The following is a 14,448-nucleotide window of genomic DNA, read 5'->3' on the forward strand; positions in this document are numbered from 1 at the left end:
AGGAGTTATGCGACATGACGACGGCGTATCGGTTGACGGAAATGACTTGGCCTGAGGTGAAAGAGGCGTTGCGAACGGTTCGTATCGCCGTCATCCCGCTCGGCGCTCATGAGCAGCACGGCCCTCACATGAACGAGAGCTGCGATGCGGTGCTGGCGGAGGAGATGGCGGTACGGCTCGCGGCGAAGCTGTTTCCGGTCGCGATCGTCACGCCTACGATCAATATGGGTGTCTCGCCTCATCATCTTCATTTTCCCGGAACGATTTCGCTGCAGCCGTCTACGCTGATCGCCGTGCTGCGGGACATGGTCCATTCGCTGAAGCGGCACGGTATCGAAAACGTGCTCGTGCTGAACGCGCACGGCGGCAACCAAAACACGCTCGCGGTCGCGGCCGAGACGATTACGCAAGAACTTGGCATACGCTTCTACTACGCCAAGACGACAGCCTCCGCCAAAGACGTGATGGATCGCACGATTTCTTCGAAGCTGTACGGACACAGCTGCGAACGGGAAGTGTCCGAAGCGCTCTATTTGGCGCCGCGCCTCGTGCGGGAAGATCGCTTGGAGAAGGGCGACATCCAAGAAGGGCGCTGGCGCAAGCTGCGCCCGGGCAGTCCGCTTCAAGGCTTCTATTATTACGAAGAGATGACCCGCAACGGGTGCATCGGAGACGCCACCCAAGCGAGTCGCGCCATCGGCGAGGAAATCGTCGAAACCGCGTTGGTTCGGTTGGCCGAGGCGGTACGGGAAGTGTTGTAGCTATGAAGTCGGCGCTGTTCCTCGCCGCGATCGCCGCGTATCTATTTCAAACCTTGTTTCCGCGGCTGCCGCTCGATGGAGTCGTCTCCGCAATATGCGCACTTATCGTCGTCGTCGTCTTCTTCTCCATTAAGCCGTTCGTTCGGATTCTCGGCGGGTCGTTCTTAGCGATCGGTTGCGCGTTGTTCGCGGCGTACGGCGCTTCTTGGGACAGCTATCTGCTGTCGTTCGGAAGCATGTTGGACATCTTGAGCCTGTTCGCGCTCGTGCCGTTCGTCGCGATTCCGATTCAGCTCGGACGATACGCCGACCGGGTGCGGACGATCATTCGACGCCGCGTTCGCCATTCCGGCGCGCTGTATGCGATCACGTCCGCGATGTCGTACTCGTTCAGCTCGTTCATGAGCGTGGCGGCGTTGCCGATGGTGTATCACACGATTCGTTCCTCCGTCGATCTGTATCCGATCGCGTATAAGGAGCGATTTCTCAGTCGGGCCGTGACCCATGGCTTCGCCATGCCGCTCGTCTGGACGCCGGTAACCCCGATGGTGGGGATGGTCGTCGAGATGACGGGGGCAAGGTGGACCGCCTTATTGCCGATCGTCATTCCTTTAAGCGTCCTAGGGCTCGTGTTGGACGGGGTGACGGGGCTTTGGCTCTCGAACCGCAGAAGACGGCAAATCGAACGGGAGGCTATGCAGGAAATGGCGGCCGCCCGCGAAAGCGGAGCGGAAGGCGACACCGAAGAGACGAGAGGGAAGCACCCGGTCCAAGTTCTCGTCGTCATTTTCGCCTTCAATCTTGTCATATCCGCCTTAGAACACTATACCGACTTGAGCTTTCTCGTGCTCGTGACGCTTGCCGTTATCCCGTTCGCGTTCGTATGGGCGGCTCTCATCGGGAAGACGCGCGAGTTCGCGGCTCGCGGAAGAGCAGCGTTGCCGGATCAGCTCTTGAAAATGAAGGATCAGTTCTTCGTCTTTTTAAGCGCCGGGTTCATGATCGCGGCGTTCCAGGCGACGGGAGCCGACCGCGTCGTCAGCCTTCGGCTGAACGAATTCAAGGACATTGTCGGACCGGAGCTGTTTCTTTGTTTGATTCCGCTGCTGCCTTTCGTCCTAGCGTTCGTCGGCATACATCCGGCGGTCGCGTTGGCGATTGCGGCGGGCTCGCTCCAACCGGATACGCTCGGCATTCCCGTCGAGCCGATCGCGGTGGCGATGCTGCTCGGAGCGGCCGGATCGTTCCTCGTAGGGCCATACAACGCTACGATCGCCATTATGTCGAGCCTGGTCGATCGCAGCACGTACCGAGTATCGAATTGGAATCTTCCGTTCGCTTCGGTCTTTCTGCTCCTGAGCATGATCGCTTTATTCTTTATTCAATAAATGGTATACAATATACGAAATTTCAATATTCTGAATTAATCCATTCAATATTCGAGAGGAGCGTTTTCCCGATGACACTTATCGCAACGAAGCCGCAATTTATGAACAAAGAGGAATTTCGCCGCGCACTGGAGCAAGCCATCGAAGGAAATGCCGTAGCGAAGGCGCCTTTCACGACGATGTGGGCGAACGGAGAGCTGCAGAAGGAACATTTCGCCCGGTGGGTTGAGCAGCATTACGCATATGTCGGTCCCTTCGCGGAATATTTGGCTTACATCTACGCGAATTGTCCTCATGAGGACGCTAGAGACTTCTTGCTCCAAAACATGTGGGAGGAGGAGCTCGGCGGCGATCGTCACACGGATTTGCTCATCCGCTTCGGGGAGGCGTGCGGGACGACGCGGGAGCGCATCGTCGGTATGAAGGAACTGCTTCCGGAAACGATCGGTCTCCAATCGTGGTGTTACCGAATGGCATTCAAAGAAAATTACTTGTACGCGACGGCCGCGCTCGTCGTCGGATTGGAGTCGCAGGTGCCTGCGATTTACCGCCGTCAGACGCCGACGCTGCGCGAAAAATACGGCTTTACGGACGAGGAAGTGGAATTCTTCGATCTCCATATCGTCTCCGATGAAATTCACGGCGAACGAGGATATCAGATCGTGCTTGAATATGCGAAGACGGCCGAAGAGCAGCAGCGCTGCATCCAGATCGTCGAAGAAGCGACCAAGATGCGGAGAATGTACATCGCGGCGATTTCCCGGGAGTTCGTCGGCAAATAAGCCCCGGAACTTTGAATGGCGAAAAGGAGGACCAACCGAGATGACGGTCGATACGTCCGTGCGTACGTACAAAAACCTCATTAACGGAGAGTGGGTCGCCTCGGCCGGCGGTCTCACCTTCGACAGCGTCAATCCGGCGGACGTCTCCGACGCGGTCGGTCGATTCCAAGCCTCGATCGCGGAGGACGCGGTCGCCGCGATCGAAGCGGCCGAGAACGCGTTCGAGTCGTGGAAGTCGGTCGCCCCGAGCAAGCGCGCCGAGATGATGAACAGGGCGGCGGACTTGCTGGAGGCGAATCTTGAAGCGTATGCGGCGGAGCTGACGAGAGAAGAGGGCAAGCCGCTTGCGAGCAGCCGGATGGAGGTGAAGCGCTCGGCGCAGACGCTGCGGTATTACGCTTACGAAGGGTTGAATGTGTCCGGCGACACGCTGCCTTCGGACGATCCGACGACGTTCGTCTATACGAAGAAAGAGCCGTTGGGCGTCGTGACGGTCATTACGCCATGGAATTTCCCGATCTCGATTCCTGCGCGGAAGATCGCCCCGGCGCTCGTCACCGGCAACACGGTCGTCTTTAAGCCCGCGTCGGATACGCCGCTGATCGCGTTCCGGCTCGTCGAAGCGCTGCAGGAAGCCGGACTTCCGCCAGGCGTGCTGAACTTCGTCACCGGCCCGGCTTCGAAGACGGGCGCTCCGCTCGTCGCGCATCCGGCCGTGAGGGCGGTCACCTTCACGGGATCGACGTCCGCCGGCGAAGCGATTCACCGATCGGTGCGGCTATCGACGCGCGTTCAACTCGAGCTAGGCGGCAAAAATCCGCTCGTCGTGCTGGAGGACGCCGACCTCGAATACGCCGCGGAGCTCGCCGTCAAGGGCGGCTTCGAATTGACGGGCCAGGCGTGCACGGGCACGAGCCGCGTCATCGTCCTGGACGCGGTGCACGACGCGTTCGTCGAGAAGCTGGTCGCGAAGGCGAGAGCGCTGAAGATCGGCAACGGGCTGACGCCCGGTACCGAGGTAGGACCGCTGGCGAACGCGAGTCAGCTCGATACCGTGCTGAGTTACGTAGCGTTCGGCGAGGAAGAGGGAGCCGAGCTTGTCTGCGGCGGCGAACGGCTGACCGAAGGGGAATACGCATCCGGCTATTACGTAACGCCGGCCGTGTTTACCGGCGTGAAGCCGGCGATGCGCATCGCCCGGGAGGAGATTTTCGGACCGGTCATCGCGGTCCTCCGGGCGAACGGCTTCGAAGACGCGGTTCGGATCGCGAACGACGTCGAATACGGTCTGTCCGCTTCGATCTGCACGACGGACGAAGCGCGGATGCGGTATTTCGTCGAACACAGCCAATCCGGAATGGTGAAAATCAACCGCCCTACGACGGGCAACGCCTATAACGCCCCGTTCGGCGGTTTGAAGATGTCCAGCACCGGGACTTTCCGCGAGTCGGGTCGCGCGGCGCTCGAGTTTTATACGCAGGTAAAGACGGTATACCACGGAGCAATGCCGATCGGGGCACGCCGCTGACAGCATTCCGTTCATCGGCGGCAAGCAAGATAGGAGGAGGTAACGAATGAGATCTGTCCTAAAGCTGGAGCTGGAAGAAGCGAAAGCGATGATCGAAGCGGCGAAGCGGGCCGCGGCGGAGGCGAAGGCGCTCGAGACGATCTGCATCGTCGACGACGGAGGCTACGTCGTCGCGATGGAGCGGATGAACGGCGCGCGGATTACCGGACCGGAGATCGCCGTGGCGAAGGCGTTCACCGCGAGCGGGCACAAGCGCTCCACGCATCTGTTCAATCAGCCGGGCGGTCCGGCGACCACGACCGGGGAAGCGTTCGGCATCCACGCCATGATGCCCGGGAAGTTTGCGATTTTCGTCGGCGGCTTCCCGATCGTCGTCAACGGCGAGGTCGTCGGCGGAGTCGGCGTCAGCGGCGGGAACGGCGAACAGGACACGGCGGTCGGCACGGCCGCCCTGCGCGCGCTGCAAGAGGCGCTCGGCCCCGAATACGAGGTCGCGACGCAGGCGGATATTAAGAAATAACGGCGGGGGGCCCCCTTTTCCATGAGTGTTGAACCCGGCTAATCGATGAATTACACTGAGAGAAACACTCATCGGGGGTATACCAAATGCCGGATTTGCAGGAGCTCGTATGGAGGGACGAAGAACTAAGTCCGATCCGCGACAAAGTGTACCAATATATTAAGCAAGCCATCGTGCAAGGCGTTTATAAATCCGGAGAGCGCATCGTCGAGCGGGAGCTCGCGGATCGGCTGAACGTCAGCCGAACGCCGATCCGCGAGGCGCTCTTCCGATTGGAATCTCAAGGCTTCGTTAAGACGATGCCGCGCAAAGGCGTCGTCGTATCGAAGCTTTCCACGGAGGAAATCGTGGAAATCTTCACGATTCTGGCCTCGCTGGAGAGCTTAACGATGAAGCTGGCGGCGCAGAAGGCCGAGCCCGGCGAACGCGAAGAGCTGTCCCGGTTTATCGCGGAGCTGGATACGGCGCTTGCGTCGGACGGCGGCCTCGAGGAATGCCGCAAGGCGCATTTCGTCATCCACGACGTCGTATGCCGCGCGGCGCGCAGTCCGCGGCTGACGCAAATGCTGGACGGCTTGTCCGATTATATCCGCGCGTTCGCGAACGTCGGGTACGAGCTTCCCGGCCGGCTTCGGAAAGCGACGGAGGAGCATCGGGATCTCGCGAGAGCGGTGCGGGACGGCGAGGCGGAGCTTGCGGAGAACCTTACGAAAATTCATTTGGATCAATCCAAAAAGGCGTATTTGGAAGCGTTGATTAAGAAGTAACCCGACAGGGTTCGTCGGAGGTCGGAGGGTTTGGTCGTATGCCGTATGTGACGTTACGCCGGAACGGTCAAGTGTACCGGCAGGAGGTGAACGCCGGCAGCAACCTTGTCGTGCTCGCCGGGATCAGGAAGTTCCCATATCTTAACTATGGATGCGGAATGGGCAAGTGCACGAAGTGCGCCGTCGAGGTCGTCGCCGGAGGCGACCGGCTGACGGAACCGAATTGGAAGGAACGGAAGATGTTAGGCGATAAGCTGGTCGCCGGTTACCGGTTGGCATGCCAGCTCCATATTTCCGACGATATCGAAATCAAACAAGATTCATAATATTCGATGCACTGTAAAGGAGGAGAACGAAATGAGCGAATTCATCCTGCTGTCGACGACCGATCGGTACCGAACCGTCGTCGACAATCCTTGTCTCGAGAAGGTAGCCGATTACGAATACTATTTTTTCGGCAAAAAGAAGACGACGTTCACCATTTGTAAAATCAAGCACCCCGAGAATGCGCGCATCGTGATCCAAGGCGTAGGCGAGGTGTTTCCCGACAATAGCATTCCATTGAAGGTGTTCCCGAAGTTCGACACGCCGGAGGAGATCGTGAGAGAAATCTTGGAGCTCGATATCGACGAGGAGAGCAAAGTCGTAAAGGCGGGATAATTCCAAAGGAGGCAAGCGCGCGGCTATGTTCCGCTGGCTTGCCTTTTTTTTCGGAGGGGGAGCGTCGGATGCGAGCGGAGCGCTGCGCCAAGGCCCCCTGGTTCCTACACCCGAGGGCCTTGCACCTCTTTCGGATTATCCGACCTGTGCGGCGTCGTTCGACCGTTGCCTTGCCTCTTCGCCCCAAGCGATCGTTACGTCGCCGGCGACGAACGTCTGGCAGGCAAGCCGGAAGCCTTGCTCGATTCTTTCCTGGCCGAGGCGGTCGATTTCCTTCTTCATTACTTTGCTTAAGGTGTCGCGGCCTTCCACGACGAATACCTTGCAGGTTCCGCAGAGTCCGCCCCCGCACTTATAGGGAACGGCCCCCTCGTATCGGATGGAGGCGCGCAGCAGATTGGCGTCCCGATCGACCTCGATCGACTTCCCGGAAGTAACAAAACGCACCGTCGGCATAAGGATCCCTCCTCATCAGAATAGCTCGAGTATAGCATATGGGCTTGGTTTTTGGTATACCAAATACAATATTATAAAAGATAGGAATAGGGAGGCGAACGCGGATGATCCGCATAGGCATTATCGGGTACGGCACGATCGGAGAGGACGTCGCGGAGGCCGTTCGCGCGGGGAAGGCCGGAGACGCGTCCGTCGCTTCCGTCCTTGTCAGGGATAAGAGGAAATACGTAGAACAAGGAAGAAATCGCCCGTTCGACTTCATCGACGATCCGGACACGTTCTTCCTCCGAGATCATGACGTGGTCGTAGAGTGCGCAGGGCACGAAGCGGTGCGCATGTACGGGGAAGCGGCGCTGCGCAGCGGAGCCGACTTGATGGTCGTCAGCGTCGGCGCTTTCGCGGAGGACGGACTGCTTCGCCGGCTCGTCGCGAAGGCGGCCGAAGCGGGTCGGAAAATCATTGTACCGTCCGCCGCGATCGGAGGGCTGGATCGAATCGCGGCCGGCAGCGTCGGACCGATGGAAGAGGTGACGCTCACGACGCGAAAGCCGCCGAAGGCATGGTACGGCACGGTCATAGAGAGGCAAGTGGATCTTGCCGGCTTGTCCGAACCGTACCTTGCGTTCGAAGGCGCGGCCCGGGACGCGGCGAAGCGGTTTCCGGAGAGCGTCAACGTCTCCGCAGCGCTCAGCTTGGCCGGCATCGGCTTCGACGCGACGAAGGTGAAGGTGTTCGCCGATCCGACCATCGAACATAACACCCATGAAATCGCGGCCCAAGGGTTGTTCGGACGCATCCGACTAGAGATTCGAAATACGCCGTCCGATCGAAATCCGAAGACCGGTTATATCGTAGCGATGAGCGTCGTCAAAAACATTAAGGATCGGACAAGCCCGTTCGTCATCGGTACGTAGGTTGTCATTCGAACCGAATGAACACTTCCTCGAACCGTTCGTTCGAAGGCCGTTTCATCAGTTTGACCTGCAGCACTCCGTCCTTGAACAGAGCGCGCGCCGTATCCGAGTATACGAGCGCCGGCAAAGCTACCGTCTGTTTCGCGCCGTTCGGCAGCCCTTCGATCCGAAGCCGCTGGACGGCCGCATAGACGCGCAGCTGCCGCGGCTTGATCCGCTCCGGCACGACGAACCGGACGATGATGTGACGATGCGTCTGGAACAGCTCGTACGAAAGCGGCTTGCCGACGCCGGAGGAGCGGGGGGCCTTACCCGAAACCTTCTCTTGCTGTCGTTCCGGCGCGGCCAGCGCCTCCTTCAAGATGCCGTCCACGTATTCGGTCACCCAGCGGAAGTCGTCCTGCGGGGCGCCGAACGACAGGCTGTCCTGCATCCACTTTTTGAACGTGTCCCAGCTCTCCTTGTTCCATTGGCCTTCGCTCACGATCCGTTCCTCCTTCCGCCGCCGCTCGATGTCGTTGGTTCAGTATATGGGGGCGATGCTGGGTAGGTGACCCGATTTGCAGGATTGCCGCGCGAACCGTCGGTAGGCACCTCCGGGCGGATCCCCACATATGATGCGGTATATTCCGGCGGGGAGGGTGTCGACCCATGCCATCGATTGTAGGCAACGTGAAAATTGTGACCGTCGGGCCGAGCTCGATCGTAAACTTCGGGGACACGTACCAGATGAGCCCCCACAGCACGTCCAAAACGTTCGCAGGCGCGGGGTCGTTCGTCACGGGCGACTTGTCCGGCACGCGTCAGCTGATCAGCAGCACCAACACGAACGACGCGGACATCGCCGATTCGAACAGCAGCGGCGATCAAGGCGGGGTGATCGGCGCGTGAATTGGACGGTACATCAGAGCATCGTCATTCATCAGCTTCGCGTCGAGAACGTCTCCAACTCTTCGGTGATCCAGATCGGAACGTCGGGGCAAATCAGCTCATTGTCCAATCTATATAACACGGGCGGGTTCACCGAACCGGCGCCGGAGCCGCTCGGCACCCAGACGGGACCGATCGTGCCCTTGCCGTCGCCCGCGCCGGGGGCGCGGTAAGCCGATTATCCCGCCTTCCTCCCGCATATACATAGGGGGACGGAGGAGGGGTGTTTACCGTGGACGCCAGACAATGGGCGGAACAGCTGGCAAGGCTGCACGCCGAAAATGTGGAATTGAACGATCGAGTGCGCCGGCTGACGGAGCGACTGGAGCGACTGGAGGACGAAGTCGATCGGTTGAAACGGAAGCCGGCGCCGACGATCGAGCGCATCGAATATCGATTCGATCAGCTGAAGATCGATACGCTGCAAGGCACGCTTCATATCGGCGTCCGTCCGGAGGACGCCGCGGGGGAGCCGATCTGGTCGCTGGGCGAAGCGGCCGTTCCCGAACCGACGATCGTGACGGGCGCGGCGCCGTCGCCGCCGTCGCCCTTCCTCGACATTCGCGGCGCGGTGCACCGTCACTTGGACGAAGCGGTTCCCCCGCTTTTGATCCGATTATGCGAGGCCGCGGAATACGATATCGATCCGGAGGAGATCGACCGCGTCGTCGCGGATCTTCGCGCGCAAGTCGACGCCCGGATCGCTCATTATATGAAATTGTCGGAATACGACGCTACCCGGGAGCCGGCCGCGTTCGAAGCGTCCGTGACGCGCCTTACGATCCGCGACGTCGATACGGCGATCCGGAACTTCGTCTCGGGCAAGCGTCCGCCCCCGATCGATGAGGAGGAGAAAGGCCAATGATTCACATGACCGTCGCGAACCGAGGGGTGTCCGTCGGTTCGATTCGCGTCGTCGGCTTGGCGAGCGCCTCTGTGCTGCTCGTCGGCGACGTCCAGACGATTCGCAATTCCAGTATTTTCGATACGCCGCCCGAATCGGTCATCGTCGGGCCGCTGCAGCCGCTGCCGCCGGAGACGGCATCCGAGGCGGCGGGAGAAACGGGGGAAGAAGACGCGGGAGAACCGCCCGCGCCATGAACGGACGACCGCGAACTTCCGTAGTCGGGGAGCTGTTCGTCGCAAGCGTCGCTCTCTCGAGCATCGTCTTGATCGGCGACGGACGCATCGGGAACAGCCGCGCCCGCGCGATCGCCGTCAAACGGGAATACCCGATCTATAGGGGCGACGAGGGGAGCTTCGAACGCTATGCGCTGTTCCGCGCAGCGATCCCCGAGCCGCCGACGCTGTTTCCCGCCGATATTCGGTTCGTCCCCGAACGGACGAGAATCGTCGTCGGCCGCATCGACGTCTTGGCGGCGTCGAGCTCGGCCATCATACAGATCGGCTCGAACGGCGATCTGGCGAACGAATCGCGTCAGAAGCAATTCCGCCAGCTGCTGCCCGAGTCGGCGGCCGCGCAAGACTGACGAATAAGGTTCGGTCCCGATTGGGAACGCTACCCGAAAAAGGCAAAGTTGGCGGATGTTATGAAACGAAAGAAAATGCACTCCTTCTTCAAGCAAGTCAAGCGGGCGATGTTCGATCCGGCCGCCGGGACCGATCGCTTCAGCTTGGGAGAACGTTCGTCGCCGCATCTCGATTCGACTCGGCTGCGGGACCCGCCCGAAGATCCGCCCGACTTGACCGGCGATCCGGCGAAGGACGCCGAAGCGCTGCAATCGCTGTTCGGCGCGCCGCGCAACGGCGACTTCCTCTCGTCGGAAATCCGGCTCACGAATCGGAGCGGACAGTCGTTCTCCGTCCGCCTATTGTTCCTTCGCGGCATGACGGACAACCGGAAGATCGACGACAAGATCGTCCGTCCGCTGCTGGAGGCCGCGCTGCAGACGGACCGCGTGAAGCCGGAGACGTTGGCAGACTTCCTCGTGCACGCGACCCCGACAGCGACGGCGACGTCTCATGCGCGCATTAAGGAAGCGATATTGGACGGAGCGGTCGCCATTTTGACCCCGGGCGTAAGGCGAGCCGTTCTGGTGCAGGCCACGAAGGTCGAGCATCGGGCCGTCGGGGACGCCAAGACGGAGCTCGTCATTCGCGGCCCGCACGAAGGGTTCGTCGAATCGCTCGAGACGAACATCTCGCTCGTCCGCAAGATCCTCCGCTCCGAGAATTTGGTTACGGAATACGTTCCGCTACAGGAGTTTTACCAAACGAAAGCCGCCGTCATGTATTTATCCGATCTTGCGAACGAGAAGCTCGTCGAAGAGGTAAAACTTAGGTTGGAAGGGATCAAGATGGAGTCGATCGCGAATACGCTCGTCCTCCAGCAGCTGTTGGAGGACAAGCCCAATTCGCTCATTCCGACGCTGTCGGTCACCGAACGGCCGGATCGGGCGTCGGGCGCGATCATCGACGGCGGCGTCATCGTGTTGTCGGGGCACGCGCCCTTCGCGATTCTATGCCCGACGACGTTATGGACGCTGTTCCACACGTCGGAGGAAATTTACACGCGCACGGCGTACGCGAATTTCGTGCGGTTCGTACGCCTGTTCGCGACGTTCTTCGCGTTGTTCGCGCCAGGCGTGTATATCGCGCTCGTCAACTTCCAGCCGGAGATGCTCCCGACCGACCTGATGTTCCATATCGCGGGCAACCGCGAACTGCTTCCTTTTCCCACCCTAGTCGAGATCTTGTTGATGGAATTGGCGTTCGAGCTGATCCGAGAGGCGGGAATTCGCATTCCGTCGGTCATCGGATCGACGATCGGGATCGTCGGCGCGCTGATCTTGGGACAAGCGGCCGTGCAGGCGAACCTTGTATCGCCGCTGCTCGTCATCCTCGTGTCGATTACCGGTCTCGGGTCGTTCGCGGTGCCGAATCAGGACCTGGCATACGCCGTCAGACTCGGACGATTTCTCTTCCTGTTCCTCGGATCGCTGCTCGGCTTCTTCGGCATCTCGCTCGGCGTCGTGTTCATGTTGGGCCATATGGTGTCGCTGCAATCGTTCGGCGTGCCGTTCCTCGCGCCGCTGTACCCGCATATGAGCTCGAACCGCGACTTCATCTTCCGCAAGCAGCTGTGGAAGCAGGAAGAATACGGTCAGTTCACGCGGCCGAAGAAGCTGCGTCGCGTGCGGGGGGCGATCCGGGTGTGGAAGAACCTCTGGGAGGACCGCTCGCCATGACGGTAAGGGACGGGCATATCGGATATCGGGAATGGGCGGCGTTCGTGCTGATGGCGACGGGGGCGAAAATTTTAAATCCGTCGTCCGTCGTGCTTACCCAGTACGGGAAGGAAGCGACTTGGATGTTGTCGTTCGCGGCCGGCGCGGTGAACTTCGCGTTCTTGTTCCTCGTGATTCGATATATGCGGTCCTATCCGGGGAAAGGGCTGCTCGACGTCATCGCCGAACGGTCGGGCCGATGGCTCGCGAAGGGGTACGCCTTCGCGCTCTGCATCGGTATGACAGGGAACGGCTTTATCAATCTGCGGCTGCTCGTCGACCAAGCGAAGATCGTCACGCTGCCGCAAACGCCGGTCTCGGTCATGATGATTTGCTCGTTGCTTCTAGCCGTCTACTTGGCATACAAGGGCATCGAGACGCTTTCCCGCCTCAGCCGGGTGCTTCTGCCCTGGTTGTTCGGCGCGATCGTCTCCGTCGCGGTGCTGATGATGAACCGATATAACGTCCATCTGCTCGCCCCTTGGTTCGGGCCGGGACTGCCTCAGGTCGCTTGGGACGGAGCGCGTCACGCGCTGTACTACGGCGAGCCGTTCGCGTTGACGACGCTGGCGTTGTTCGTTCGGACGCAGGGCGATTTCCGGCGAGGGTTGTGGAGGGGGACGTTCTATGCGCTGGCCGCGGCCACGCTGGTCATCATGGAGGTGCAGCTCATTCTCGGCAGCCCCGGCTCGGAACGGATCGCCTTCCCGTATTTGGAGCTGTCGAGGATGATCTACCTCAATCGATTCGTACAGCATCTGGAGGGCGTGTACTCCGCCATCTGGCTGTTGATCGCCTTTACGCAAATCGCGATCGACTTGTATCTCGCGACCTTTTTGTTTTCGCAGACGTTTGCGATGAAGCGATTTCGACCGCTGCTTCTCCCGATGGCCGCGTTGTTTATGATGCTGGCGCTGATGCCGAGTTATTTTTACGAAACGATCGTATGGAAAGACGTCTATCTCATTCAAATCGGGGGGGCGGTCATCTATGGCGGATTCCTGCTGGCCTGGGCGGCATCGTGGTTTCGACGCGGTACGGGCGGCGAAGACGTGTCTAGCGGCGCTGCTGCCGGCGATTAGCGGACTGCTCCTGGCCGGCTGCTGGGACGCCCACGAATTGGAAGAATACGCGTTCGTCACCGTCGTCGGCGTCGACGTAGGCGAACGGGACGACACGATCCGGGTCACGTACCAAATTTCGAAGCCGCGAAACTTCGCGAGCAAGGAGTCCGCGACGACGGCGGACAAGGCGACCGAGATCGTCTCGATCGACACGCCGTCGCTCTACGCGTCCAGAAACTTAATTAACGCCGGCACCAGCCGGGTGTTGACGCTCGTGCAGGCGAAGGTGCTGATCGTCTCCGAGGCGTTCGCGAAAAAGGGCAATCTGTTGTTGGAGCTGGAATCGCTCGTCCGGGAGCGGGACTTCCGTCGGGACATCATCCTCATTACGTGCAGGGGGAAAGCGGAAGAGTTCATCCGATCGAACCGACCGCAGCTGGAGAAGGCGCCGTATCGATATTACGAATTGATCACGCAGACGGACTCCGCGAGCGGACTCGTGCCCGATTCGCAGCTTCACGACTTCATCGTGTCGTCCGAAGGGGGAGACCGTTCCGCTTTGACGATGCTCGCCGGCGTCAGAGAGGACGACGACCGCGAGGCGCAAACCGAGGAGCTGGACGATCTGCTTGCCGGCGAGCTTCGCATCGAAGGGAAAAATAAAGTGCAATTCCTCGGCTCGGCCGTGTACAACGATCAGAAGCTGATCGGCCTGTTGACCGGTCGAGAGACCCGAATGGCGCAGCTCGTTCGAGGGAAGGTGAAACAATTTAACGCCTTCGTGCCGGATCCCGAGGAAGAGGACAAGATCGTCGCGCTTCTCGTTCGGCAGCAGCGTCGGCCGGACATCCGCATCGATCCGTTCGCCGACCCGATTCGCATCGACGTCGCGATCGACTTGGATTTGGACTTAACCGGCCAACAAAATCCGAATCGCCGCGTCACCTCGAACGCATATATCGAACGCTTGCAGCGGGCAGCGGACGAACGGCTGACGAAGCAAATCGAGGAGGTCGTTCGAAAATCGCAGGAACAGTTCCGCTGCGACTTCTTCGGGTTTTACCAAACGGCGCGGCAGCGATGTTTTACCGAACGATGCTGGGATCGGGTTCGTTGGCGCGAACGGTATTCCGATGCGAAAGTCGAGGTCGAAATTAAAACCCACATTCGAAGAACCGGCAAGCAGCTGGATACGGTGAGAGGAGGGAACTCGTGACCCGTTTATTATCGGTGGCGACGATGGGATTGGCGATCGGCGTCGTCCTCCTCCACACGATTCTGTTCGGTTTGTCTTGCCTCAAGGAACGCCAGCCTGGCCTCTTGGGCGCGCTCGTCCTATGCGCCGCCAATGCGGCGGCGTTCGCGTACCTCTTATTTTCGAGGTAATTCCGAGAATCGCGGGAGGAAATCGCCGATGCGGAAGCGAATAC

General features: G+C 60.0%; 19 protein-coding genes and 1 pseudogene. 18 read left to right on the plus strand and 2 right to left on the minus strand.

What is annotated here, in order from left to right; genetic code table 11:
* The first annotated feature begins 14 nt into the window (after nucleotides 1-14).
* From FE782_RS04880 to FE782_RS04915, 8 genes are all read left to right on the plus strand, one after another.
* Nucleotides 15-761, plus strand: a complete 747-nt coding sequence (locus FE782_RS04880; protein WP_138192927.1) for a creatininase family protein — start codon at nucleotides 15-17, stop codon at nucleotides 759-761.
* Between the two features lie 2 nt (nucleotides 762-763).
* Nucleotides 764-2,149, plus strand: coding sequence for a hypothetical protein (locus FE782_RS04885; protein ID WP_138192928.1), 1,386 nt, complete (start codon nucleotides 764-766; stop codon nucleotides 2,147-2,149).
* 71 nt (nucleotides 2,150-2,220) lie between these two features.
* Nucleotides 2,221-2,931: an iron-containing redox enzyme family protein gene (locus FE782_RS04890; RefSeq protein WP_138192929.1), complete on the plus strand. Its 711-nt coding sequence runs from the start codon at nucleotides 2,221-2,223 to the stop codon at nucleotides 2,929-2,931.
* 40 nt (nucleotides 2,932-2,971) lie between these two features.
* Nucleotides 2,972-4,459, plus strand: coding sequence for an aldehyde dehydrogenase family protein (locus FE782_RS04895; protein WP_138192930.1), 1,488 nt, complete (start codon nucleotides 2,972-2,974; stop codon nucleotides 4,457-4,459).
* Between the two features lie 46 nt (nucleotides 4,460-4,505).
* Nucleotides 4,506-4,979, plus strand: coding sequence for a GlcG/HbpS family heme-binding protein (locus FE782_RS04900; RefSeq protein WP_138192931.1), 474 nt, complete (start codon nucleotides 4,506-4,508; stop codon nucleotides 4,977-4,979).
* A gap of 86 nt (nucleotides 4,980-5,065) precedes the next feature.
* Complete coding sequence (locus FE782_RS04905; protein WP_138192932.1) at nucleotides 5,066-5,746, plus strand: GntR family transcriptional regulator; 681 nt, start codon at nucleotides 5,066-5,068, stop codon at nucleotides 5,744-5,746.
* A 38-nt stretch (nucleotides 5,747-5,784) separates the two neighbouring features.
* Entirely contained in the window at nucleotides 5,785-6,072 is a 288-nt protein-coding gene (locus tag FE782_RS04910) for a 2Fe-2S iron-sulfur cluster-binding protein (protein WP_138192933.1), read from the plus strand.
* A 31-nt stretch (nucleotides 6,073-6,103) separates the two neighbouring features.
* On the plus strand, nucleotides 6,104-6,406 hold the full coding sequence (locus FE782_RS04915; protein WP_138192934.1) for a hypothetical protein: 303 nt from the start codon (nucleotides 6,104-6,106) through the stop codon (nucleotides 6,404-6,406).
* Between the two features lie 135 nt (nucleotides 6,407-6,541).
* Here FE782_RS04915 and FE782_RS04920 read toward each other — a convergent pair whose 3' ends face one another.
* Nucleotides 6,542-6,862, minus strand: coding sequence for a 2Fe-2S iron-sulfur cluster-binding protein (locus FE782_RS04920; protein WP_138192935.1), 321 nt, complete (start codon nucleotides 6,860-6,862; stop codon nucleotides 6,542-6,544).
* Nucleotides 6,863-6,966: 104 nt separating this feature from the next.
* On the opposite strand from FE782_RS04920, the gene FE782_RS04925 reads away from it, so the two are divergent.
* Complete coding sequence (locus tag FE782_RS04925) at nucleotides 6,967-7,776, plus strand: aspartate dehydrogenase (RefSeq protein WP_138192936.1); 810 nt, start codon at nucleotides 6,967-6,969, stop codon at nucleotides 7,774-7,776.
* A 4-nt stretch (nucleotides 7,777-7,780) separates the two neighbouring features.
* Here FE782_RS04925 and FE782_RS04930 read toward each other — a convergent pair whose 3' ends face one another.
* The gene (locus tag FE782_RS04930; RefSeq protein ID WP_138192937.1) at nucleotides 7,781-8,260 is read right to left on the minus strand and encodes an Hsp20/alpha crystallin family protein; all 480 of its coding nucleotides are present in this window, start codon (nucleotides 8,258-8,260) and stop codon (nucleotides 7,781-7,783) included.
* Between the two features lie 167 nt (nucleotides 8,261-8,427).
* Between FE782_RS04930 and FE782_RS04935 the strand changes: the two genes are divergently transcribed.
* The 9 genes and pseudogenes from FE782_RS04935 (at nucleotide 8,428) to FE782_RS32210 (ending at nucleotide 14,404) form a co-directional block, all read left to right on the plus strand.
* Complete coding sequence (locus FE782_RS04935; protein WP_138192938.1) at nucleotides 8,428-8,667, plus strand: spore germination protein; 240 nt, start codon at nucleotides 8,428-8,430, stop codon at nucleotides 8,665-8,667.
* Nucleotides 8,664-8,879: a spore germination protein GerPB gene (locus FE782_RS04940; protein ID WP_138192939.1), complete on the plus strand. Its 216-nt coding sequence runs from the start codon at nucleotides 8,664-8,666 to the stop codon at nucleotides 8,877-8,879. The genes FE782_RS04935 and FE782_RS04940 overlap by 4 nt, the downstream gene beginning before the upstream one ends.
* A 59-nt stretch (nucleotides 8,880-8,938) precedes the next feature.
* Nucleotides 8,939-9,571 carry a spore germination protein GerPC gene (gerPC, locus tag FE782_RS04945; protein WP_158299256.1) on the plus strand — a complete coding sequence of 211 codons (633 nt, stop codon included), beginning with the start codon at nucleotides 8,939-8,941 and terminating at the stop codon, nucleotides 9,569-9,571.
* Nucleotides 9,568-9,744: pseudogene (locus FE782_RS04950) on the plus strand (spore germination protein GerPD); the annotation flags it as partial. The gene gerPC and the pseudogene FE782_RS04950, both read left to right, overlap by 4 nt.
* Nucleotides 9,745-9,803: 59 nt before the next feature.
* Nucleotides 9,804-10,196, plus strand: a complete 393-nt coding sequence (locus FE782_RS04955) for a spore germination protein GerPE (RefSeq protein WP_138192941.1) — start codon at nucleotides 9,804-9,806, stop codon at nucleotides 10,194-10,196.
* A gap of 60 nt (nucleotides 10,197-10,256) precedes the next feature.
* On the plus strand, nucleotides 10,257-11,915 hold the full coding sequence (locus FE782_RS04960; protein WP_138192942.1) for a spore germination protein: 1,659 nt from the start codon (nucleotides 10,257-10,259) through the stop codon (nucleotides 11,913-11,915).
* Nucleotides 11,912-13,036: a GerAB/ArcD/ProY family transporter gene (locus tag FE782_RS04965; protein WP_138192943.1), complete on the plus strand. Its 1,125-nt coding sequence runs from the start codon at nucleotides 11,912-11,914 to the stop codon at nucleotides 13,034-13,036. The genes FE782_RS04960 and FE782_RS04965 overlap by 4 nt, the downstream gene beginning before the upstream one ends.
* Nucleotides 12,945-14,234, plus strand: a complete 1,290-nt coding sequence (locus FE782_RS04970) for a Ger(x)C family spore germination protein (protein ID WP_138192944.1) — start codon at nucleotides 12,945-12,947, stop codon at nucleotides 14,232-14,234. The genes FE782_RS04965 and FE782_RS04970 overlap by 92 nt, the downstream gene beginning before the upstream one ends.
* Nucleotides 14,231-14,404, plus strand: coding sequence for a hypothetical protein (locus FE782_RS32210; protein ID WP_158299257.1), 174 nt, complete (start codon nucleotides 14,231-14,233; stop codon nucleotides 14,402-14,404). The genes FE782_RS04970 and FE782_RS32210 overlap by 4 nt, the downstream gene beginning before the upstream one ends.
* The last annotated feature ends 44 nt before the right edge of the window (nucleotides 14,405-14,448 follow it).

This window comes from Paenibacillus antri (assembly GCF_005765165.1).
In the GTDB taxonomy this organism is placed as follows: Bacteria; Bacillota; Bacilli; order Paenibacillales; family YIM-B00363; genus Paenibacillus_AE; species Paenibacillus_AE antri.

Bases quoted from the DNA above. Each gene is read 5' to 3' on its own strand.
- FE782_RS04915 (WP_138192934.1), top strand. From the start codon at position 6,104: ATGAGCGAATTCATCCTGCTGTCGACGACCGATCGGTACCGAACCGTC.
- FE782_RS04935 (WP_138192938.1), top strand. From the start codon at position 8,428: ATGCCATCGATTGTAGGCAACGTGAAAATTGTGACCGTCGGGCCGAGC.
- FE782_RS04960 (WP_138192942.1), top strand. From the start codon at position 10,257: ATGAAACGAAAGAAAATGCACTCCTTCTTCAAGCAAGTCAAGCGGGCG.
- FE782_RS04890 (WP_138192929.1), top strand. From the start codon at position 2,221: ATGACACTTATCGCAACGAAGCCGCAATTTATGAACAAAGAGGAATTT.
- FE782_RS04905 (WP_138192932.1), top strand. From the start codon at position 5,066: ATGCCGGATTTGCAGGAGCTCGTATGGAGGGACGAAGAACTAAGTCCG.
- FE782_RS04885 (WP_138192928.1), top strand. From the start codon at position 764: ATGAAGTCGGCGCTGTTCCTCGCCGCGATCGCCGCGTATCTATTTCAA.
- FE782_RS04880 (WP_138192927.1), top strand. From the start codon at position 15: ATGACGACGGCGTATCGGTTGACGGAAATGACTTGGCCTGAGGTGAAA.
- FE782_RS04920 (WP_138192935.1), bottom strand. From the start codon at position 6,862: ATGCCGACGGTGCGTTTTGTTACTTCCGGGAAGTCGATCGAGGTCGAT.
- FE782_RS04895 (WP_138192930.1), top strand. From the start codon at position 2,972: ATGACGGTCGATACGTCCGTGCGTACGTACAAAAACCTCATTAACGGA.
- FE782_RS04970 (WP_138192944.1), top strand. From the start codon at position 12,945: ATGGCGGATTCCTGCTGGCCTGGGCGGCATCGTGGTTTCGACGCGGTA.
- FE782_RS04900 (WP_138192931.1), top strand. From the start codon at position 4,506: ATGAGATCTGTCCTAAAGCTGGAGCTGGAAGAAGCGAAAGCGATGATC.
- FE782_RS04910 (WP_138192933.1), top strand. From the start codon at position 5,785: ATGCCGTATGTGACGTTACGCCGGAACGGTCAAGTGTACCGGCAGGAG.
- FE782_RS04925 (WP_138192936.1), top strand. From the start codon at position 6,967: ATGATCCGCATAGGCATTATCGGGTACGGCACGATCGGAGAGGACGTC.
- FE782_RS04955 (WP_138192941.1), top strand. From the start codon at position 9,804: ATGAACGGACGACCGCGAACTTCCGTAGTCGGGGAGCTGTTCGTCGCA.
- FE782_RS04965 (WP_138192943.1), top strand. From the start codon at position 11,912: ATGACGGTAAGGGACGGGCATATCGGATATCGGGAATGGGCGGCGTTC.